This window comes from Bradyrhizobium sp. RD5-C2, from assembly GCF_019972155.1.
Taxonomy (GTDB): Bacteria; Pseudomonadota; Alphaproteobacteria; order Rhizobiales; family Xanthobacteraceae; genus Bradyrhizobium.
In genome coordinates this window covers 197,156-217,816 of the sequence record NZ_BOVL01000056.1, presented here as the reverse complement: position 1 = coordinate 217,816, position 20,661 = coordinate 197,156, and the positions used below count along the sequence as shown (strand labels likewise).

Below are 20,661 nucleotides of genomic sequence, written 5' to 3'. Positions count from 1 at the left end.
GGCGGGCCCCCCCCCGGCCATGACGAGCAGGCAAAGCTCACGCCGCCTTCGACGCGCGTGCCGCAAAACCAGTCAGCAACGCCGCGATCTCGTGCCCGGGTCGTGCCGCGCTGAACAGGAAGCCCTGCACCTCGTTGCAGCCTTCGGCGCGCAGCCAGTCGAGCTGGTCCGTCGTCTCGACCCCTTCCGCGGTCGTGGTGATCTTGAGGCTGCGGCCAAGGCCCGAGATCGCGCGCACGATCGCCAGGCAGTCGGAGCGCCGCGCGAGGTCCTTCACGAAGGAGCGGTCGATCTTGATCTTGTCGAACGGGAAGCTGCGCAGATAGCTCAGGCTGGAATAGCCGGTGCCGAAATCGTCCATCGAGATGCTGACGCCGAGTTCGCGCAGCTGATGCAGGATCGCGAGATTGGCTTCGGTCTCCGCCAGAAACACCGATTCCGTGATCTCGAGCTCGAGCCGGCGCGCCGACAGGCCGGAATGCGCCAGCGCCGAGATCACGGCCTGGACTAGGTTGCGGCTGCGGAACTGCACCGGTGACAGATTGACCGCGACCTTCACGTCGGCAGGCCACTTCATCGCCTCGGCGCAGGCTTCGCGCAGCACCCATTCGCCGAGCGCGACGATCAGACCGATGTCTTCCGCAACCGGGATGAACTCCGCGGGCGAGATCATGCCCTTCTGCGGGTGCTGCCACCGCAGCAGCGACTCGAAGCCACTGATGCGGTCGGCGGAAATATCGACCAGCGGCTGATAGTGCAGCTCGAATTCGCCGTTGCTGAAGGCCGCGCGCAGATCGCGCTCCATGTCGCGGCGCTTCTGCGCCTGCTGATCCATCTCAGGCTCGAAGAAATGATGCACGCCGCCGCCGTCTGACTTGGCGCGATACAACGCCATGTCGGCGTTGCGCATCAATTCTTCCGACGTCGTGCCGTCGCCCGGCGACAGCGCGATCCCGACGCTGGCGCCGACCACGACTTCGAGCCCGTCGATCTTGTAGGGCGCGCTCAGGGCGTCGATCAGCCGTTCCGCGAAAGCGCTCGCCTCGTTCGGCGACACATCCGCGGCAAGCACGATCGCGAACTCGTCGCCACCGAGACGGGCCGCGACATTGTCGTCGCGGACCACCTCGCGCAGCCGCTCCGCCACCAGCTTGAGCAGCCGGTCACCCATCGGATGCCCGAAGGAGTCGTTGACGTTCTTGAACAGATCGAGATCGATGCACATCACCGCGACGCGCTTGTTGCCGGAGCGGCTGCGCTCCAGCGCCTCGCGCAAACGCTCCTGGTAGAAGTCGCGGTTCGGCAGATTGGTGAGACCGTCATGATGCGCCATGTGCGCGATCCGCGCTTCGGCGGCACGGCGTTCGGTAATGTCGACCACCGCGACCAGATAGCCGTCGCGGCCCTCGAACGCCACCCTGCGTCCGAAGGTCAGCACATGAATTTCGGTGCCGTCCGCCTTGATGTGCCGCCAGTCGCGGCTCGATTGATAGACGTCGCCGACCTCGCGCAAGGCGGCGCTGTGCATCGCCCACTCATCCTGTGGCCAGATCTCGCGCAGCGTCATGCCGAGAAATCGCTCCCGGCTGTACCCATAGTGCTGAACGGCAGCGTCGTTGACGCTGAGGAATTCCATCGTGCCGGCGTCGAATACCCACATCGGCATCGGGTTGTTCTCGAACAGCAGACGGAACGACTGCTCGCGCTGCTTCAGCGCGGTGACGTCGGAGACGGTCAGCGACAGCATGTCGCCGAACGCCGTGACGCCGAGCCGCAGGCAGCGATCGCCGCTGTCGATCTCGAATTGGCCGACAGGACCGCTTCCAACGAATTCGCGCAGGCGGTTCATTACCGCCGGCGCCGCGAGCGGATTGCCGCCGGCGCTGAGTCGGCGCCAAAGCAATTCGGTCGCGGGCTGCATCAGGAGCCTTGCGGCGCCCTGGTTGAGATGCACGATCTGGAAATCGGCCGCCTCGCCCCGTGCGTCGCGGATCGCGGCGAGCGACAGCACGCCCTCGTCGGTGGCCGAGAAGATCGTATCGAGAAGATTGTACTGCGCATTGCGCTCGTTGACATAGACGCCGACCAGGATGCCGCCCCAGCGCGATCGCGTCGGCAGCGCCAGCACGTCAAAGGTCCGCACCAGACCGTCGCGCACGCAATGCGCCGACGCGAGATAGGGCCGGCAGTTCTCGCGCGCATTCGCGGCAGCTTCGGTCAATGCCGTCGCGCAGTCCGGCGGCAGCGCACTGAGCGGAATGTCCCAGCGCTCGTCGTTCAGCCAGGTCTGGACGTAGCGGCCGGTGTGCGAGACGCTGAGCACGCCGTCGACGTTGCGCAGCAGCACGATGTGATCGGCGAGCCGGCCAAGGCTGCCGAGCATCACGTCTTCATAATGCGGCAGCTTTTCACCGGGACGGACTGCCGCCTGCCACTTGCGTTGCAGAACCGGAACGCCGGCGAACATCTCGGAATTGAACTTGGCCGATGTCTTTGCTGATTTGTTGTTGGCCATGATCATGGCACGCCCCGTTCACGCAAACGCCAGAGCACGATCCGGAAAAGTGCGAAGCCGCTTTCCGAAAGATCATGCTCAGGCAAAAAGCCAAGGCGCGATGACGACACGACGTGAACTCAGCGCGCTTTAGTCCCCGTGGCATCCAAGTCATGCCGCGGCTTAACGCCATGTAAAAATAGCGATGCCGTGCGTCGCCGCCAGCGATTATGACAGCTCAAATTCGCGCGATGGTTAGTTCATGTTAGAGACTATGACGGCTGCGTGAAATGCAGCGCGGTCCGACGTCAGCGCGCCACGACCTCGACTTCGCCATCGACGCCGTTGACGACGTTGAAGGGACGCTCGAAGACCTTGCCCTCGTTCTTGGCGATCGCACGATACTCGCCTTCGGAGAGCACGACGCGCGGGAACGCGCCGATCGATTCCTTGATGACGTCGCCGCCCGGCGTGATCACCGACCATGCGGTGTTGGCGAGTGCCTCGCCGCCCTTCTCGCTGACCAGCTTGAGGGTGATGACGGCCGCGCGATGCGTGACGGTGACGTCGGTCAGCTTGCCCGCCCCGACGCGAATGTCGGAGCGCACCACCGAGTTGGCGTCACCATAGTTGGAGACGATGTAATAGGTGCCCTCCGGCAGCAGCGCGACGTCGCCGGCAGATACGTTGGGCACCAGCGGGCCACGGTCGGAGCCGTCGAACTGGCTGCCCTTGTAGATCGCGAACGAAATCTGGTTGGCCGGGATCTTGCTGGTGCCGACCCGGCCTTCGATCCGCAGGCCCCCGGCCGGCAGCACGAAGGACTCGCGATCGGTCTCCGACTTCAGGCTGACGGCGCGAACCGCGCTGACGAGGCCGAGCGCGACATGGACGACATAGTTGCCAGGCGGCAGCACGACGTTGGGCGTCGCCCCGCGCTCCTCGCGGATCAGTTTGTAAGTGCCGTTGTCATCCGGTTTGTCGGCGAACACCCGCCAGACCAGCCCGGCATTGATCACCGGCAGGTCCTTGCCGTATCGCGCCGTCAGCGACAGCACCGCTTGCCCGGCGGTCGGCGAGCCGGCCGGTGGCGTCACCGGAGGCACGGTCGCGATCGACGGCTGGACGATGGTCGGCTGGGTCAGCGGACCGGGCAGAACGGGCCCCGAACCGGGCCCGGATGGCGGCGCCAAATTGAGCGCCGGGCCGGACGGTACGTCCGGCACCGAGGCAGGCGGGATTGGCGGTGGCCGGTCGCTGAAGAACTGCGCAGAAACGGAAGTGGGGACCAGGGCGAGCAAAAATGCCGCAAGCGTCAATAGCGGAAGGAGCCGCATGCCCCGTCCGCATCCGCCGATGCCGTTGCCCCTCGAAGTCATCATCATGCTTTTCAACGAAAACGCGGCAAATTCAAGCCTTCTTCCAAGGCTTTGTCACAGTCCTGGAGGCGTCATCCCGGTTTGGAACCGCTCGATCAAGCCGATGTTAGCCCTGCGTTAGCCCTGTCGTCGCGGTCCAGTCACATTCCCTGCCTACCGCGGTCCACCCGGGGCATGAATCATGCCTTGAGGGGAATAACCATGAAACCGGACGACGCTGGCGTAGCCGTGCCGCGCGGCCTAGTCTCGTGCTGGCAGGAGATTTGTCGTGTTGGATAGCTGGATGGGCCGAGGCCAAAAGAGCTCCGACGGCCCCGACAAGGTAGGACTGGGACCGGTTCGCCGTCCGGTGATCGGACTTGCGCTTGGCGGCGGCGCCGCGCGCGGCTTTGCCCATATCGGCATCATCAAGACCCTGCTCGCCCATGGCATCGTCCCCAATGTGGTGGTCGGCACCTCGATCGGCTCCGTGGTCGGCGGCGCCTATGCGGCCGGCCACATCGATAAGCTGGAGCAGTGGGCCCGCAGCCTGCAGCCGCGCAGCGTGCTCGGCTACCTCGACATCCGCCTCAACGGCTCCGGCCTGATCGGCGGCACCAAGCTCGCCGCCGAGATCGAGGCGGCGCTGGGGCAAGTCATGATCGAGGACCTCGCGGTCAAATTCGCCAGCGTCGCAACCGAAGTGCGCACCGGCCACGAAATCTGGCTGACCCAGGGCCGCGTGGTCGACGCCATGCGCGCCTCCTACGCCCTGCCCGGCATCTTCGCGCCGGTGCTGATCGGCGACCGCTGGCTGGTCGACGGCGCGCTGGTCAATCCGGTGCCGGTTTCGGCCGCCCGCGCCCTCGGCGCCGAGATCGTCATTGCGGCGAACCTGTCCAGCGACGTGTTCGCGCATTCGACCACGATCTACAATCACGGGCCGTCGGCCGCGCCCGAGGTGACGGTCGCGGTGACCGCCGAGGCAGAGATTGAGCCGGAAGCTCCGAAGCGGCGGTTCGGCCGCTTCTTCTCCGCCGAACGGACCGTGAAGCGGGAGTTTTTCGGCAGCGCCAGCCGGCCCGGGATCTCGAGCGTCATGGTCGACGCCTTCAACATCATGCAGGACCGCATCACCCGCGCGCGCCTCGCCGGCGATCCGCCTGATATGCTGATCTCGCCGCGCGTCGGTCAGATCGGCTGGTTCGACTTCCACCGCGCCGACGACCTGATCGCACACGGCATCCGCGCGGCCGAACGCGCCATCGGCGCGATCGAGGAAGCGATCGAGATCCTGGCGCCGCCGTCCAACGGCGCGGGCACCACCGGGAAGTAGCGCTTAGGCGGTCCTGCTCAGGCGGTCTTGATGTAATCGCGCAGCGCTTCCTGCTCGTGCTCATATTCCTGCACGCGGCGCTTGACGACGTCGCCGATCGAGATCAGTCCGACCACCTTGCCGTCCTCGACGACAGGGAGATGGCGGAACTTGCCGGTGGTCATCATCTCCATGAGGCCGCTGACGGTATCGGACTCGCGGCAACTCACCACCTTCCTGGTCATCACCGCGCTCACCGGCTCGTCCAGCGCGCCCGCGCCGCGCTCTGAGAGCACGCGCACGATGTCGCGCTCCGACAGGATGCCTTCCATCCGGCCCTGCTCCATCACCAGCACGGCGCCGATCTTGCGCTCGCCGAGCAGTTTGACCGCGGCCGAGAGCTTCGCGCCGGGCGCGACGCTCATGACCTGATGGCCTTTTGCATCGAGAATGGAACGTACCGTCATTGCCGCCTCCCTGAATCCGCTCGCGCCCGCTTCAGCGGAGTCGAGCCTGTTCGCCAGAGTCTTCAATCAACAGTTCCGCGCCGATTTCGGTTCCGGGGCGCGGTCGGTAGCTGGGCTCGATGTGTCGGCCCGCTTTGTTCTGTGTCGCAAAGATGATGGAGGAATTCGAACCGAGCCGCAAGCGGCGATCAGACGCGGCCGGACTGGTCCACCGACGACGCATCCGCAGCATCGTCTCGCGCGCGCGGGATAGGATCGAACAGCGAGAACAGCAACAGCCCGGCGAGGAAGCCGCCGATATGCGCCTGCCAGGCGACGCTCGCGTCCTCAGCACCAAGCGTCAGCGAGGTGGCGCCGAACAGGATATTGACGCCGAACCAGATCGCCAGGAACGCAAGCACCCGTCCATTGCGCAGCGCCCGCCACAGCGACAGCGCGGGCACCTTGGCGGCCGCATCGGCATCGCCCCGGCTGAACGACAGGAAGCTGCCCCTCACGAAGGCGAAGCGGATCGCCGCAGCCATCGTCCCCGACACCGAGGCCGACGCGCCGATCATCGGCGCGATGGCGTGCTCATGGGTCAGCAGATGCGCGAGCGCGCCGGCGGCCGCCGTCACCGCCATGAAGACAAAGAAGCGCACCGCGCCGAAGCGCCGTGCCAGCGCGCTGCCGAACGGCAGCAGCCACAGCACGTTGAAGCCGATATGGGTGAGGTTGGCGTGCAGCAGCGAATAGGTGACGAAGGTCCAGACCTTGGCGCCGTCCCCGCCCGGGAAGGTGATGTCGAGCAGCGTCGAATCGTAGCGCTTCGGGATGAAGCCGAAGACGTCGATGGTCCAGTTTTCCATCTCCGGCGGCAACAGCACCCGCAGATGGATCACCGCGATCAGGATGATGTAGGCGGTGAGCGCCGCCGGCAAGGTCAGGATCGGCTCGCGCGGCGCCTCCGGCGGCGGCTCGAGCGGGGATTCGGAATGGGAGTCCAAGGGGTCGACGACCTCGAATGCGGCTGTGAAGCAGAGATAGGCGGCTTTCACACCGCTGTGCAAGTGCACAATCCCGAAATCGGACACCGGGTGTCGCGGCACGGGATCGAGACCAAAGCGATCGGGACAAAAGAATAGGGAGGGCGCTGAGAACGCCCTCCCTGCTCGGCTGGTCTTCTCGTGCCCCAGAGGGATCGGGAGAACATCCCCACCCCTCCCCGCACGGTGACCAAACTGTTTGACGCCACCTGTGTACCAACCACGCCGGCGCTTGGGGCAGCCGGCGAACGGGAACGCGCGGACCCTACGCGCAGGTTCCATAGCCGCCAAGGACATAGTTAAATTTACGTTAACAACACAAAGCTGCCGATAAGCCGCCCAAACCGCGGCCACGGCATGGACGCTGCACAGCCTTCCCTGCACAACAGAGAAGGGAAGGCGCCTGAGCAAAACCGGGACAGATGTGTCCCGCCGAGCCAGGTGCCGGGCAAGGTTCTTTAGATGAAACACAGCTCGAGCCGCGATTTCTTCGCCTATTGGAATGCGAAGCGCGGCACTGCGCGTGCACCTGACCGGAGTGAATTCGAACCGTCCGCGGTGCGCGAGCTGCTGTCCGACATCTTCGTGCTGTCCTATGACGGCGAGACCCGCTTTCCGTTCCGCGTCGCCGGCACCCGCACCTCCGCCCTGCTCGGCTGCGACCTCAAGAACCGCAGTTTTTCCGCCCTTTTCACCGACGAGAGCCGCGGTGAGATCGAAGACATCGTCACCTGTGTCGTCGAAGAGACCCTGCCGGCCATCGCCGGCGTCACCGCCACGACCGAAACCGGCTCCAAGGCGCACCTTGAATTGCTGCTGCTGCCCTTCACCGCCCGCGTCCATATGCCGGCGAGCCTGACCGGCCTGCTCGCCCCGTTCGAGGATGACGTCACCCGGCTGCACGACCTCGTCCTGACCTCGTGGCGCTACCTGCATCCCCAGGAGCGGCTGGTGCCGCGGACCCTGCGCAAGCTCGCCATCGCGCGCGGCCTGATGGTCTACGAAGGGCTGCGCTAGCCCCTGGCGCCTGCCCCCGACCGGCGGCGAGACCGATCACGCCGGTCGCTTGCGCCGCGGGCCGCGGAACTCTATTAGCTGTTTCGCCGCCATGGCGGAGGTGATCCGCTCATTGCAGCTGCGGCCGGGCTGGGCATGTTTCGCAATTCGATCAGGCAGAAGATCGTCGGCATTGCCGCGGGACTCATCGTCCTCGCGGTGATCACCTCGCTGCTGTCGATGGTGATGGCGGGCCAGGTCGGCCATCTCCTGGATGAGCTCACCAACCGCTACATCCCCGCCTATGGTCATCTCGCCCGCGTCAACATCCGCTCGCTGGAGCGGTCGCTGGCGATGCGCCGGATGATGATGGCGAAGATGCAGGCGCCGGGGGAAGCCAGCGGCTATGACGCGGCGCGCAAGACGTTCGACGAGATCGAGCCGACGATCAAGCGCGAGGCCGACGCGGCGCGCATGCTGATCGATTCGATCATCGCCGATCCCTCGACCCCGTCCGACAATGCCGCCCTCGGGCGCCTCGATGACCGCATCGACAATGCCGTCAACGACCTCTTGATGCGCCTGAACGCCGAGAACAAGACGCTGCTCGACCAGCTCGACGCCCAGGACTTTGCGGCCGCGAAAGCGACCACGCTCCGCGCCGACGTCCTGCGCGACGACTTCAGCAACAAGATCGAAGGCATTCGTACCGACATGCTGGCGCAGGTCGCTTCGGCCGCCGCGAAGGTGATGAGTGCCCAGCAACGGGCGATCATCATCTCCGGCGTCGTGACTGCGATTGCCGCGATCCTCGGCTTCGTGTTCGCGATGCTGGTCGGCAGCGGCATCACGCGCCCGGTGATGCGGCTGTTGGAGGGGACCCGCGAGGTCGAGGCCGGCCGCCTCGACGGCACCATCGCGATCACGACCCAGGACGAGATCGGCCAGCTCTCCGCCGCCTTCAACCGCATGATCGAGACGCTGCGTCACAACCAGCGCATTCGCGAGACCTTCGGCCGCTACATCAACCCGCGGATCGCCGAGGGCCTGCTCGATCAGCCGGCGATCGCCGCCACCGAAGGCCAGCGCCGCATCATGACGGTGATGTTCTGCGACATGAAGGGCTTCACCAGCCTGAGCGAAGGCGTGACGCCGCGCGGCCTCGTCAAGATCATGAACCTGTATCTGTCGACGATGTCCGCGCCGGTCCATGCGCACCGCGGCATCATCGACAAATATATCGGCGACGCCATCATGGCCTATTGGGGCGCCCCCTTCGTCGAGGAAGCCGAGCAGACCCATCTGGCCGCGCTTGCCGCCATCGACATGATCGGCCAGGTCAACCAGCTGCGCAAGGATCTGCCCGAGTTGCTCGGCGTGCGCGCGATCCCGGCCGATTGCGACATCCGGATCGGGATCGCCACCGGCGAAGCGCTGGTCGGCAGCATCGGCTCCGAATTCATGATGAGCTACACCGTGCTCGGCGACACCGTGAACCTTGCCTCGCGGCTGGAAGGCGCCAACAAGTTCTACGGTAGCCGCAGCCTGATCTCGGAAGCCACCGCAAGCGCCTGCGCCGACGCCATCGAACTGCGCGAGATCGACCGCCTCGTCGCCGTCGGCCAGACCCAGCCGGTCGCCGTGTTCGAGATCCTCGGCAAGAAGGACGAGCTGACGCCGGCGCAGACCGAGTTGCGGCAGCACTACGCGGATGGTCTCGCCGCCTATCGCGACCGCCGCTGGGACGACGCCGAGCAAGCTTTCACTGCGGCGTTGACTGTAGCGCCAGGCGACGGACCGTCGATCACGATGAAGGCACGCGCCGCAGCGTTCAGGCAAAATCCGCCGGCGGCGGATTGGGACGGCGCCTGGCACCTGGAGCAGAAGTAGCGACACTTGTAGCCCGGATGAGCCAATGGGTCGCGCGAATGCGCGCCCCGATGACGGGCTCCGCGATATGCGGAAAGAAAAATCCTGGATATCGCTTTGCTCATCCGGGCCACACGCATTGACGTCGGCCTGCCCTTCACACTGCCCTTGTGCGACCGGCCCAATTCTAACACCGATGTTAGTTTCCACTCCGTCGTTCGACGGCGCGAACAAACAGCACGTGTGTGCAAGCGCGACGTTCGGAAGCGACAGTGCGATTGCCGCTTCGGCAAACAATTTTTCAAAGCGCGCGGAATGCTCCCCTCGATCGGGAGTTAGTGCTTCAGAGCAATGACTGTCCACGTCTATTCGGGAGGTGCGCATGATCAAGTCACCGATGAAGCTCGCAACGCTTGCGGCAATTCTGACAGCGCCTATCGTCCTGTTCCCACCGCACACCGCCATCGCCGCCGGCGGAGGTGGTGGCGGCGGTGGAGGCGCAGGCGGCGGAGAGCTCTACGGGTCGAGCTACAGCACTCCCACGCCGGCCTATCCTCAGGACAAGGGCAGAAAGACCACGCACAAGATCAAGAAGCCGATCAAGCAATCCGGCTTCGACGATCCGGCATTCCGCGACGGCTATCGCGCGGCCTATGCGACGATCTACGAACGCAACGACTACGCCGCCGCGATCGATCAGCTGCACGCGCTCGACCGCGACGATCACCCGAACGTCGCCAACCTGATCGGCTATTCCTATCGCAAGCTCGGTGACTACAAGCAGTCGCAGGTCTGGTACGAGCGCGCGCTGAAGGCCGATCCGAACCACGTGCTGACGTGGAACTACTACGGCCTCTGGCAGATCGAACAGGGCAACCGCGATCAGGCGCAGTATCATCTGCAGCGGATCGCCGAGATCTGCGGCACCGACTGCGAGGAGTATCGGACGCTGGCGGCGGCGCTGGAGAAGCCGCCGGGTACGAACCTCGTCTACTGAGCGCGCTTCGCGCGTCCGAACGGTACGGGCCGTTGGCTTCCTGCGGCCCCGTCCGCTATCGTGGGCTCGCAAACCATTTGCGAGTCCGTCATGCCCGACCTGATCGATTTCGGCACGTTGCAGCTCAAATTCCTGCAGAGCAAGGAGACCACCGGCGGCAGCGTCGATCTGTTCGAGATGACGCTGCAACCGAACGCCCGGATGCCGATCCCGCACTATCATGAGAGCTGGGACGAGACGATTTACGGGCTTTCGGGGGTCTCGACCTGGCGGGTCGACGGCAAGGAGATCGACATCGGGCCCGGCGAATCGGTGTTCATCAAGCGTGGTGTCGTGCACGGCTTCACCAATCGCTCGAACGGTCCGGCGACCTGCCTCTGCCTGCTGAGCCCCGGCGCGCTCGGACCGCAATATTTCAAGGACATGGCGGCGCTGATGGCAGGCGGTGCCCCCGATCCGGCCAGGATGAAAGAGACGATGCTGCGTTACGGCCTGGTGCCGGTCGCCTCCTGACCGCTCGGCGAGAGGTTTGCACCGCCGACGGCCCTGCTCAAAAACGCGTCGTACCGAGCGGCAGGCCGAGTTTTACGCGGCCCACCAGCCCGTAGCTGATCGGGGTCATCGCGACATGCTTGACCGCGGCCTGGACGTCGCGGATCGATCGTTCGAGCGTACCGGTCTCGAGGATCGCGGCCGTGCCGGCGGCCGCCGCGATCATCTCGACGACGCGCGCGGCGGTTTCGCCGGCATTGGCGCAGGCGATCCGGTGCAGCAGCCGCGCTTCGATCAGGCGGTCGCCTCCGGCCTCGCTCGCCGCCATCAGCTCCGTCATGTCCTCGACCAGCAGCGCCCGCGCCGAGCGCAGCGCCACTTCGGCGCGGCCGACCATCGCCTGCACCAGTTCGCCGTCGCGGAGTTGGCCGCCGCCACCGAGCCTCGGCTTCTTGCCCGCGAGCGCGATGAAGGCGTCGAGCGCGCCGCGGGCGATCCCGAGCGGCACCACCGAGACCGTCCAGGAGAACGCCGCCAGACCCGGCAGGCGGTACGGGATGCCCGGCTGGGTCGGCTTGAAGTCGACCAGCGGATGGGTGTGGCTGGCAGGCACGAAGCAATCCTGCATCTCGAAGTCGCAGCTTCCGGTGGCGCGCAATCCGGACACGAACCAGGTGTCGTGGAGGCGGACGTCGGCGCGATCGACGTAGCAGCAGATCGGCGGGCCATCCTTGCCGTCGGGACCCTTTACGCTCGCGAGCCCCATGAACCTGGTGGCGTGCGGCGCACCGCTGCCGAACGGCCAACGGCCGCTGATCCGATAGCCGCCCTCGACTTCCACTGCCGTCCCGATCGCCCCGGTGGCGCTCGCGATGAACGCTAGTGGATCGGCGAACCAGCCCCGCACCACGTCTTCCGGCAGGTAGCCGCCGGTCCGGCTCATGCCGCCGCCATTGCCGACCAGCCAGCCGACCGAACCGTCGAGCGCGGCCGCCGCCTCCACGATCGTCATGAACTCGAGCGGCGAGAATTCCGGCCCGCCCAGCGCCTTCGGCAAATACAGCCGAAACATTCCGGCCTCGGCCAGGGCGCGGACCACGGCGTCGGGAAGCCGGCGCTCGCGGTCGAAATCCGCCCGTTGCTCGGCAATCAGCGGGGCCAGCCGCTCGAGCGCGGCCAAATGGCCGGCAACAATGGGCAAGGCAGGGTCTTGGGCAGGCTTGGGCATGGCGCCGTCCTTTCCGAAACTGGCAATATCGGGAGTTCACCGCGGAGACGCGGATTTGGCCATGGCGCCTGGCGTCGCAGCGGGATTGTCATCTCTTTGTCATGAATTGTGCAGACAGGTTCAGCGGACCAGTTTCGGGGACATGCATGGACTATTTCAAACGCTTCAACTTCCTGTTCGCGGCGCCGGTTTTCGATGCCGACGACCTCGAAGGCATCCGCTTCAACCAGATCATCGCCGAAATCGAGCGCTCCGGCTTCGAAGTGGTCCGCGCCCGCAAGCTGGAAGATGCCGAAATCGCGGTGCAGACCGATGCGGCGATCGGCTGCATGGTGGTCGACTGGGGCAAGAAGGGACTCGAGGGCAAGACCGCGGCGCTGATCAATCTGATGCGCCGGCGCGGCCTCGACTTCCCGATCCTCCTGCTGATCCGCCGCAAGCGGTTCGAGGACCTGCCGGTCGAGGTGCTCGATTTCATCGACGGCTATGTGTTCCTGTCCGAGGAAACCCCCTCCTTCATCGCCAAGAACCTGATCTCCAGGCTGAAGCAGTATGCCGAGAACCTGAAGACGCCGTTCTTCGGCGCGCTGGTCGACTATGCCGAGGAAGGCAACCAGCTCTGGACCTGCCCGGGCCACAATGGCGGCGTGTTCTACAGCCGCAGCCCGATCGGCCGGGTGTTCGTCGAGCATCTCGGCGAGGCGGTGTTCCGCGACGACCTCGACAATTCCGTGCTCGATCTCGGCGACCTCCTCACCCATGAGGGGCCGGCGCTGCGGGCGCAAAAGGAAGCCGCCAAGATCTTCGGCGCCGAAAAGACCTATTTCGTGCTCAACGGCACCTCGACCTCCAACAAGGTCGCGCTCGGCTCGCTGGTCACCGACGGCGACCTCGTGCTGTTCGACCGCAACAACCACAAGGCCGCCCATCACGGCGCACTTCTGATCGGCGGCGGCATCCCGGTCTATGTGCCGACCGTGCGCAACGCCTGGGGCCTGATCGGCCCGATGCGCTGGGACCTGCTCGACGAGGGCACGCTGCGCGACCAGATCCGCAAGCACCCGCTGGTCAAGGACGAGAACGCCTGGAAGAAGGAGCGTCCGTTCCGCGTCGCCGTGGTCGAGCAATGCACCTATGACGGCACCATCCACTCCGCCGAGATGATCCTGAAGCGGATCGGCCATCTCTGCGACTACATCCTGTTCGACGAGGCCTGGGCCGGCTTCATGAAATTCCACCCGATCTATTCCGGCCGCTTCGCGATGGGACTTTCGAATCTCGGCCCCGAGGCGCCCGGCATCATCGCCACCCAATCGACCCACAAGCAGCTCGCGAGCTTCTCGCAGGCGTCCCAGATTCACATCCGCGACCGCCACATCAAGGGCCAGAAGCGCCGGGTCGAGCATCGCCGCTTCAACGAAAGCTTCATGCAGCACGCCTCGACCTCGCCGTTCTATCCGATCTTCGCCTCGCTCGACGTCGGCGCGCAGATGATGAAGGGCCGCTCCGGCGAAGTGTTGTGGGACGATACGATCCGGCTCGGCATCGAGCTGCGCAAGAAGATCCGTGCCGTGAAGCGCGAGTTCGAGGAGAAGGAGACGCGTGCGGAGCGGCGCTGGTTCTTCGAGCCGTTCGTGCCGGACCGCGTGATGATCCCCGACGTTGCGCGCGAACGCGGTGTGCACAATGTCGCCTGGGAAACGATCTCGACCGATCAGCTCGCGACCAATCCGTCCTACTGGCAGCTCAGTCCCGGCCAAACCTGGCACGGCTTCCCCGAGCTGACGGAAGGCTTTGCGATGACCGACCCGAACAAGCTCACCTTGCTGACGCCGGGCTTCGATCACGCCACCGGCGCCTATGCCGATCACGGCATCCCCGCGCCGGTCGTGGCGCAATATCTGCGCGAGAACCAGATCGTCGCCGAGAAGAACGACCTCAACTCTCTGCTGTTCCTGCTGACGCCCGGCGTCGAGGCCAGCAAGGCGGGCACGCTGGTGTCCGGGCTCGTCGCCTTTAAGAAGCTGCACGACGACAACGCGTTGGTCGAGGACGTCATCCCCGAATTCTTCCGCCGCCGCCCGCAACGCTACACCGGCGTGCGGCTGCGCGACCTTTGCGGCGACATGCACCGCTTCTTCCGCGACGGCGGCGTCAGCACGCTGCAGGCCAAGCAATTCCTGCCCGAGCACCTCCCCGAGATCGCGATGTCGCCGCGCCAGGCGGCGCAATATCTGATCCGCAATGACGTCGACTATCTGCCGATCGACCAGATCTTCGGCCGCATCGCCGCGACGCCGTTCGTGGTCTATCCACCCGGCATCGCCACCATCGTGCCCGGCGAGCGGCTGTCGGAACGCAGCAAGCCGATGATCGATTACCTCAAGATGTTCGAGGCGAGCTTCAATGCGTTCCCGGGCTTCGAGGTCGAGGTCCAGGGCATCTACAAGGAGATCGACGACGCGGGCCGCGTCCGCTTCTACACCTATGTCGTGTCCGAATAGGCCAGCGGACGCAACACAATGGAGAATGATCGCAAGATCACCGTCCGCCCCTCGCGCGATAGCGACGTCGATGCGATGCTGTCGATCTACCGCTATCACATCCGCCACGGCATCGAGGAAAGCGTCGACGATTCCGGCACGCCGGAGCCCGACGACCTGCGCGACCGCCGCAAGAATTTGCGCAACACCCGCCTGCCGCATCTGGTCGCTCTGTGCGACGGCGAAGTGGTCGGCTATGCCTATGTGGTCCAGTTCCGCAAGCGCCCGGCCTATCGCTACACGGTGAAGCATTCGATCTATATTCACCACGGCTTCACCGGCAAGGGCGTCGGCGGCCGGCTGTTGCAGGAATTGGTCGACACTTGCGCCGCTTCCGGCTTCCGCCAGATGATCGGCTATATCGACAGCGACAACGCCGCGTCGCTGGCGCTGCACGAGCGCTTCGGCTTCGCGCGCGTCGGCCATCTGCCCGGCGTCGCCTATCGCTACGGCCGCTGGTCCGACACCGTGATGGTGCAACGCTCGCTCGCCGCCGGCGCCACCGCCCCACCCCCACCCGCGCCGCTGTCGCGGCGGTGATCGGGGATGGGGGCACCGCTCTTTCCATTCGTCGTCCCGGCGAAGGCCGGGACCCATAACCACAGGATTGGGTTGGTGAGGAAAGCTGTGCCCCAGCGTCGTGCAACAATCACCTTCGGTGGTGATGGGTCCCGGCCTACGCCGGGACGACACTGAATTTGTCGCACCATCTGCGAGCCAGAATTTGCTGAGTTGCCCGTCGGGCCGTTTTGTCGCAGCCCGTCATTCCCCAGCGCGCAATTGCGCACCTGAGGGCGGCGCGAAGCGCCGAACCCGGAATGACGAGGAGGTGCCTACTCCAGCGTAAACCCGACCCGCAGTGCCACCTGATAGTGCCGGACCTTGCCGTCTTCGATATGGCCCCGGGTCTGCACCACCTCGAACCATTTCATTTCCCGGATCGTCTTCGAGGCACGGGTGACGGCGTTCTCGATCGCCGCCTCGATGCTCTTGTCCGATGATCCGACCAGTTCGAGGATCTTGTAGACGTGGTCCTTGTCGTGCGTGGTGGGCATGTCGACCTCCTCTGTGGATGCGCGATCCGGACAATTTGCACTCCGATCCGGACAGTCCGTCGTCCGGTACGGGCTGTCGTCAAACCACGAATGCTGCGCGGCAACACACCGGTTGACTTGAATCAACGTGTTGCAGCGCCTTTGGTGCCAGCATGCATTTGGTGCCAGCCGGGCGCCTGCCCTTGTCCGCGCCATGACCTATGGTAGCATGGTTTGACCAAGTATTCGGGAGCGATACGATGTCGACAGCGTCCAGCTCACCCGCCACACCTCCTCACAGCCTCGGATCCGGGCTTGCCAACCTTCGCGCGAAATGGGGCTGGATCGTCGCCCTTGGCGTGATCTACCTGATCGCAGGCGTGTTCGCCTTCGGCAGCGTGTTCTTTGCCACCGTCGTCAGCGTGCTGTTCGTCGGCGCGATGATGATCGTCGCCGGCGTTGCCGAGATCATCAACGCCTTCCAGTTCAAGACGTGGGGCAAGTTCCTGTTCTGGCTGCTGCTCGGCGCGCTCTATGTCGTTGCCGGCTTCATCACCTTCGAGAACCCCTTGCTCGCCGCAGCGACGCTGACGCTGTTCCTCGGCGTCGCACTGGTGGTCTCCGGCATCGTCCGCATCTTCCTGGCGTTCGGCATGAACTCGGCCGCGCCGTGGGGAATGGTCGCGATCTCCGGGCTGATCACGCTGGTGCTCGGGGCCATGATCCTGGCGCGCTGGCCGGTGTCGAGCCTGTATGTGCTCGGCATCTTCCTCAGCGTCGACCTGATCTGCGCCGGCGTCAGCTGGATCAGCATGGGCATGGCGCTGAAGCAGCGAGCGTGAATTCGCAAGGCCCAGGCGAACCGGCCGGCCCGGCATAAGGCGCGAGCGTTCGCGCCTTCACGTTGTCGTGTCCACATCGCCAAATCGCAGCTTCTCGCTCGAACCCAGTTCCATCAGGTCCCGTCCAATTTGACGAGCGGGCCAGCCGCGCGTCGTTCCGCCCTGCGGCTTCTTCCTCTACATGGGATGCGGGCAGCCAACTCCAGTTGCCGATCCGGTTCGTGCGCGCAGCCGCGACATCTCGCCGGACTACATGAAACAGTCCGATCCTCGCTACAATTAGGCCCTGATGAACGGCGGCCGAGGTGGTGGCGGCGGTGGCGGCGGTGGCGGCGGCCGCTAGCACAATCGTGGCGCGGGTTAGCGTAGCGTAACGCGCCGCAGCGCGCAGAGACGGCGGGTTACGCTTGCGCTAACCCGCCCTCCCGTTCTCCCCGCAACGGCTCAGGGCTGCGCGAGGTGCCAGGCGCCGTTGAGAAAGCCGTCGCCGGTAGTGTCGCCGGCCTTCTGGTCCTTGGCGAAGGTATAGAGCGGCTTGCCCTTGTAGGCCCACTGCTTCGAGCCGTCGTCACGGGCGATAATGGTGTAGCCGCCTTCGGCCTTGTCGCTGGCTTCCGCCTTCAGCACCGGCCAGTTGGTCGCACAGGGACCATTGCAGGCCGACTTGCCTTCGGTGTCCTTGTCGAAGGTGTAGAGCGTCATGCCCTTGGCATCGGTCAGAACCGAGCCCTTCGCCGTGGTGCCGGTCTTGGTCGGCGGCGCGGCAAGAGCTGCGGACGCGAGTGCGAATGAAGCGGCGATGGCGAGTGCGAGCGTTGTCTTCATGAGATCTCCCTTTCGAATGCAAATGGCTTGCATGCGTAGGACGCCGGAAGGCGCGCGCTATTCCGCCAGCGGCGCGGAAACAATTTCGGGCCGAGCGACGGGCGTAAAGGGAATAAAGCCGAGAGCGCGTGCCGATACCGGCAGCTACCGCCTGATCTCCTCGGCCGCGCGTACCAGCGGGCGGTCGGAGAGCTGGATCGGACCGGAGAACGGCGTGCTCATTTCGAGGATCAGATAGATCGCGGCAGCGATCAGCGCCGCCGCGCCGATGTAGGTCGAGACCACCACCGCATTGCGCGGCGCGCGAAAGCCCAGCGTCGCGAACATCAGCGTCAGCCATCCGACCAGGATGCAGATCAGCGGCGATGGAAACGAACTGTCGGACTGCTCGACAAAGGTCCAGCGCTGCTGCACCGCCTGGCGATAGACCGACCGGGCCTCGTTCCACAACGCGATCTTCTGCTCGTCGTTGAACTTCAGCTCGCGGAGACTGGTGCCGACCTCGTCGAGCAGATGTTCGGACACCTCGTTCGCGCGCGAGATCGGGACGTCCTTGAGCGCCTGCTCGACATAGGCGACCAGCCGCTTGCGTGGCTCGTCGGCGCTGGGGCCGAGCGGCCGCAGGCTGCGGTCGAGCAGAATGAGGTCGGTGGCGAAGACATGCAGGTTGCGGTCTACCGCCGCATAGGTGTTGGCCGAATTGTTCATCATCAGGCCGAGCAGCAGCGACGGCATGGTGACGAACAGGGTCGCGACTAGGCGTACCGAGGTATTGGTCTCGTCGCTGCGGTGATGCTCGCCGAGCCGGCCATGGATCGCCATGGTCGCAAGCGCGGCGCCGCCGAGCAGCATGAAGATCAGGATGGCGACGACGACTGCAACCACGGCTTGCAAGGACCTGCGAGAGAATCAGGTGCGCAGGATAGCAAGTGCCGCGCGGCGGCGCATGCCCGGTTGACTGGCCTTCCCTACGCGCTATCCAGTCCGGAGCGGCTTTGGCGCGCCGGCAGGCGCGCAAGGGCGCCCCGGGGAGAGCAACACGTGCATATTGTCGACGACCACGAGGTCAACCGCATCCTGACCTTTCCGATCCTGATCGAGGCGATCGAGGCCGCGCACCGGCGGCCGAAGATTGCGGTGCACGACAGCTATCTCGGCGACGACAAGGGCCAGCAGCTGGTGACCCGCAGCGCGGTCGACGCCGGCCGCTTCATGATGACCAAGCTGTACACCAGCTTCCCGGGCAACCTCGCGCACGGCAAGCTGCCGGCGGTGCAGGCAGTCTGCGTGCTGTTCGACGGCAACGACGGACGGCCGCTGGCGGTGATGGACGCCGCCGAAATCACTCATTGGAAGACCGCCGCGGACTCCGCGCTCGGCGCCAAGCACCTGGCGCGGCCGGATGCCGAGACGCTGCTGGTGGTCGGTGCCGGCGAGATGGCGCGCTGGCTGGTGCGCGGCCACCGCACGGTGCGGCCGTCTCTGAAGCGGGTACGGATCTGGAACCGGACGGTCGAGCGCGCGCAGGAGCTCGCGACGCTGCTGGAGGGCGACGGCATCGCCACCGATATCGTCACCGATCTCGATGCCGCGACACGCGAGGCCGACATCATCACCACCTGCACCCGCTCGCGCGAGCCGCTGGTGAAGGGCGCGAACCTGAAGCCCGGCACCCATCTCGACCTAGTCGGCGGCTTCACCCCCGACACCCGCGAGTCCGACGACGAGGCGGCGCGGCGCGCGCGCATCTTCGTCGACCGAAGGGAATCCGCCTTCGACGGCGTCGGCGACATCCTGCAGCCGATCGCCAGCGGCGCGATCAAGGAGAGCGACGTGCTCGGCGATCACTACGACCTCGCGACCGGCAAGGTCGCCGGCCGGCAGTCGGCCGACGACATCACCTTCTTCAAGAACGCCGGCGGCGGACATCTGGATCTGATGACCTGCGAGACGGTGCTTGCGCAGCTGGGGAAGGAGCTGGGGTGAGGATCGTAGGGCGGGTTAGCGAAGCGTAACCCGCCGACGTAACTCGATACGCGGAAAGGACGGCGGGTTACGGCTTCGCCTAACCCGCCCTACGCCATCATTCTCTACTTTACGTCTCCCGCAACCAGACCTCGCCGATCGAATGGTCGGAGCGCTTGCGCAGCACGACGTCAGCCCGCGTCCGCGTCGGCAGGATGTTCTCCCTGAGGTTGGCGCGATGATGCTCGCGCCACAGCCGCTCCGCGACCTCGCGCGCGTCGCCGGGCGGCAGGTCCCTGTAGTGGTGGAAATACGAGGCAGGGTTCCGGAACGCGGTCGGCTGCAGCCTGAGGAAGCGCTCGACATACCAGGATTGGATGTCGGCCTCATCGGCATCGAGATAGATCGAGAAGTCGAAGAAATCCGACACCACCACCGGTGCCGCGCCGCGCGCCAGCAGCACGTTGAGGCCCTCGAACACCAGGATGTCCGGTTGCTGGATGACCTGCCGTTCCGATGGCACGATATCGCCGATCAGATGCGAGTAGACCGGCAGCTCGAGCTCACGCTCACCTGCCTTTGCAGCCGCGAGAAACCGCAGCATCCGTGGCAGATCGTAACTTTCGGGAAAGCCCTTGCGCCGCATCAGGCCGCGCTCTTCCAGAACGGCGTTGGAATGCAGGAAGCCGTCGGTCGTCACCAGCGCGACCCGCGGGTGATCGGCCCAGCCGGCCAGCAGCGCGCACAGCACACGGGCAAAGGTGCTCTTGCCGACGCCGACACTCCCGGCTAGCGCGACGATGTAGGGCGAATGGCGGGCCGGCCGGCCGAGAAACTCCGCCTTGACCTGCATCAGACCGCGCGCCGCCGAGAAATGCAGGTTCAACAGGCGCGTCAGCGGCAGATACACGTCGCTGACTTCGGCCGACGTGATCGGCCCATTCAAGCCGCGTAGCGCCGTGAGATCGGCATCCGACAGTGTCAGCGACGTGCTGGAGCGCAATGCCGCCCAGTCGCCGCGGCCGAACATCATGTAGGCGGAGAGCTCGTCGGGCTGGGTCATTCTCATCCGTTCACGGTGAGCCTGATGCATCCCATCGATCTTGCCGAGGTCAAGCCAGCGACGTCAATGGGCAGGTCTCGGCGCAGAACCGTAGTGCGGGTTAGCGTTAGCGTAACCCGCCATTACTCGATGCCCGGAAGGATGGCGG

General features: G+C 65.4%; 18 protein-coding genes. 9 read left to right on the top strand and 9 right to left on the bottom strand.

The features are described 5' to 3' along the window. Positions 1-37 precede the first annotated feature (37 nt). A complete protein-coding gene (locus tag BraRD5C2_RS35685) occupies positions 38-2,521 on the bottom strand; it encodes a putative bifunctional diguanylate cyclase/phosphodiesterase (protein WP_223976478.1) in 2,484 nt (827 codons plus the stop codon). Positions 2,522-2,802: 281 nt separating this feature from the next. Next, the gene (locus tag BraRD5C2_RS35680; RefSeq protein ID WP_223976677.1) at positions 2,803-3,873 is read right to left on the bottom strand and encodes a hypothetical protein; all 1,071 of its coding nucleotides are present in this window, start codon (positions 3,871-3,873) and stop codon (positions 2,803-2,805) included. A 283-nt stretch (positions 3,874-4,156) separates the two neighbouring features. Between BraRD5C2_RS35680 and BraRD5C2_RS35675 the strand changes: the two genes are divergently transcribed. Further along, the gene (locus BraRD5C2_RS35675) at positions 4,157-5,188 is read left to right on the top strand and encodes a patatin-like phospholipase family protein (protein WP_374708087.1); all 1,032 of its coding nucleotides are present in this window, start codon (positions 4,157-4,159) and stop codon (positions 5,186-5,188) included. 17 nt (positions 5,189-5,205) lie between these two features. Here BraRD5C2_RS35675 and BraRD5C2_RS35670 read toward each other — a convergent pair whose 3' ends face one another. Together BraRD5C2_RS35670 and BraRD5C2_RS35665 are read right to left on the bottom strand one after the other, a co-directional pair. Further along, positions 5,206-5,634, bottom strand: a complete 429-nt coding sequence (locus BraRD5C2_RS35670) for a CBS domain-containing protein (RefSeq protein WP_223976474.1) — start codon at positions 5,632-5,634, stop codon at positions 5,206-5,208. Positions 5,635-5,822: 188 nt separating this feature from the next. Then, positions 5,823-6,620, bottom strand: coding sequence for a rhomboid family intramembrane serine protease (locus BraRD5C2_RS35665; protein WP_223976675.1), 798 nt, complete (start codon positions 6,618-6,620; stop codon positions 5,823-5,825). 501 nt (positions 6,621-7,121) lie between these two features. Here BraRD5C2_RS35665 and BraRD5C2_RS35660 point away from each other — a divergent pair. The 4 genes from BraRD5C2_RS35660 to BraRD5C2_RS35645 all read left to right on the top strand — a co-directional run bounded on the left by BraRD5C2_RS35660 (position 7,122) and on the right by BraRD5C2_RS35645 (position 11,034). After that, entirely contained in the window at positions 7,122-7,676 is a 555-nt protein-coding gene (locus BraRD5C2_RS35660) for a PAS domain-containing protein (RefSeq protein ID WP_223976472.1), read from the top strand. A gap of 135 nt (positions 7,677-7,811) precedes the next feature. Further along, a complete protein-coding gene (locus BraRD5C2_RS35655; RefSeq protein ID WP_223976470.1) occupies positions 7,812-9,545 on the top strand; it encodes an adenylate/guanylate cyclase domain-containing protein in 1,734 nt (577 codons plus the stop codon). 361 nt (positions 9,546-9,906) lie between these two features. Then, positions 9,907-10,521 (top strand): tetratricopeptide repeat protein, encoded by a 615-nt coding sequence (locus BraRD5C2_RS35650; protein WP_223976468.1) that lies wholly within the window; start codon positions 9,907-9,909, stop codon positions 10,519-10,521. Positions 10,522-10,611: 90 nt separating this feature from the next. Then, the gene (locus BraRD5C2_RS35645) at positions 10,612-11,034 is read left to right on the top strand and encodes a cupin domain-containing protein (RefSeq protein WP_223976466.1); all 423 of its coding nucleotides are present in this window, start codon (positions 10,612-10,614) and stop codon (positions 11,032-11,034) included. 37 nt (positions 11,035-11,071) lie between these two features. Here BraRD5C2_RS35645 and BraRD5C2_RS35640 read toward each other — a convergent pair whose 3' ends face one another. Further along, positions 11,072-12,241 carry an acyl-CoA dehydrogenase family protein gene (locus tag BraRD5C2_RS35640; RefSeq protein WP_223976464.1) on the bottom strand — a complete coding sequence of 390 codons (1,170 nt, stop codon included), beginning with the start codon at positions 12,239-12,241 and terminating at the stop codon, positions 11,072-11,074. A 146-nt stretch (positions 12,242-12,387) separates the two neighbouring features. On the opposite strand from BraRD5C2_RS35640, the gene BraRD5C2_RS35635 reads away from it, so the two are divergent. Together BraRD5C2_RS35635 and BraRD5C2_RS35630 are read left to right on the top strand one after the other, a co-directional pair. Continuing rightward, entirely contained in the window at positions 12,388-14,745 is a 2,358-nt protein-coding gene (locus BraRD5C2_RS35635) for an Orn/Lys/Arg family decarboxylase (RefSeq protein ID WP_223976461.1), read from the top strand. 18 nt (positions 14,746-14,763) lie between these two features. Beyond that, the gene (locus BraRD5C2_RS35630; protein WP_223976458.1) at positions 14,764-15,324 is read left to right on the top strand and encodes a GNAT family N-acetyltransferase; all 561 of its coding nucleotides are present in this window, start codon (positions 14,764-14,766) and stop codon (positions 15,322-15,324) included. Positions 15,325-15,617: 293 nt separating this feature from the next. Here the strand turns inward: BraRD5C2_RS35630 and BraRD5C2_RS35625 are convergent, their stop codons facing one another. Continuing rightward, positions 15,618-15,839 carry a dodecin gene (locus tag BraRD5C2_RS35625; protein WP_223976455.1) on the bottom strand — a complete coding sequence of 74 codons (222 nt, stop codon included), beginning with the start codon at positions 15,837-15,839 and terminating at the stop codon, positions 15,618-15,620. A 239-nt stretch (positions 15,840-16,078) separates the two neighbouring features. On the opposite strand from BraRD5C2_RS35625, the gene BraRD5C2_RS35620 reads away from it, so the two are divergent. Beyond that, on the top strand, positions 16,079-16,660 hold the full coding sequence (locus BraRD5C2_RS35620) for an HdeD family acid-resistance protein (RefSeq protein ID WP_223976452.1): 582 nt from the start codon (positions 16,079-16,081) through the stop codon (positions 16,658-16,660). 444 nt (positions 16,661-17,104) lie between these two features. Here the strand turns inward: BraRD5C2_RS35620 and BraRD5C2_RS35615 are convergent, their stop codons facing one another. Together BraRD5C2_RS35615 and BraRD5C2_RS35610 are read right to left on the bottom strand one after the other, a co-directional pair. Continuing rightward, entirely contained in the window at positions 17,105-17,485 is a 381-nt protein-coding gene (locus tag BraRD5C2_RS35615) for a COG4315 family predicted lipoprotein (RefSeq protein WP_223976450.1), read from the bottom strand. Between the two features lie 144 nt (positions 17,486-17,629). Then, on the bottom strand, positions 17,630-18,370 hold the full coding sequence (locus tag BraRD5C2_RS35610) for a bestrophin-like domain (protein WP_223976448.1): 741 nt from the start codon (positions 18,368-18,370) through the stop codon (positions 17,630-17,632). A 156-nt stretch (positions 18,371-18,526) separates the two neighbouring features. On the opposite strand from BraRD5C2_RS35610, the gene BraRD5C2_RS35605 reads away from it, so the two are divergent. Beyond that, on the top strand, positions 18,527-19,471 hold the full coding sequence (locus BraRD5C2_RS35605) for an ornithine cyclodeaminase family protein (RefSeq protein WP_223976446.1): 945 nt from the start codon (positions 18,527-18,529) through the stop codon (positions 19,469-19,471). Positions 19,472-19,580: 109 nt separating this feature from the next. On the opposite strand, the gene coaA is transcribed toward BraRD5C2_RS35605, so the two are convergent. Further along, a complete protein-coding gene (coaA, locus tag BraRD5C2_RS35600) occupies positions 19,581-20,513 on the bottom strand; it encodes a type I pantothenate kinase (RefSeq protein ID WP_223976443.1) in 933 nt (310 codons plus the stop codon). Between the last annotated feature and the right edge of the window lie 148 nt (positions 20,514-20,661).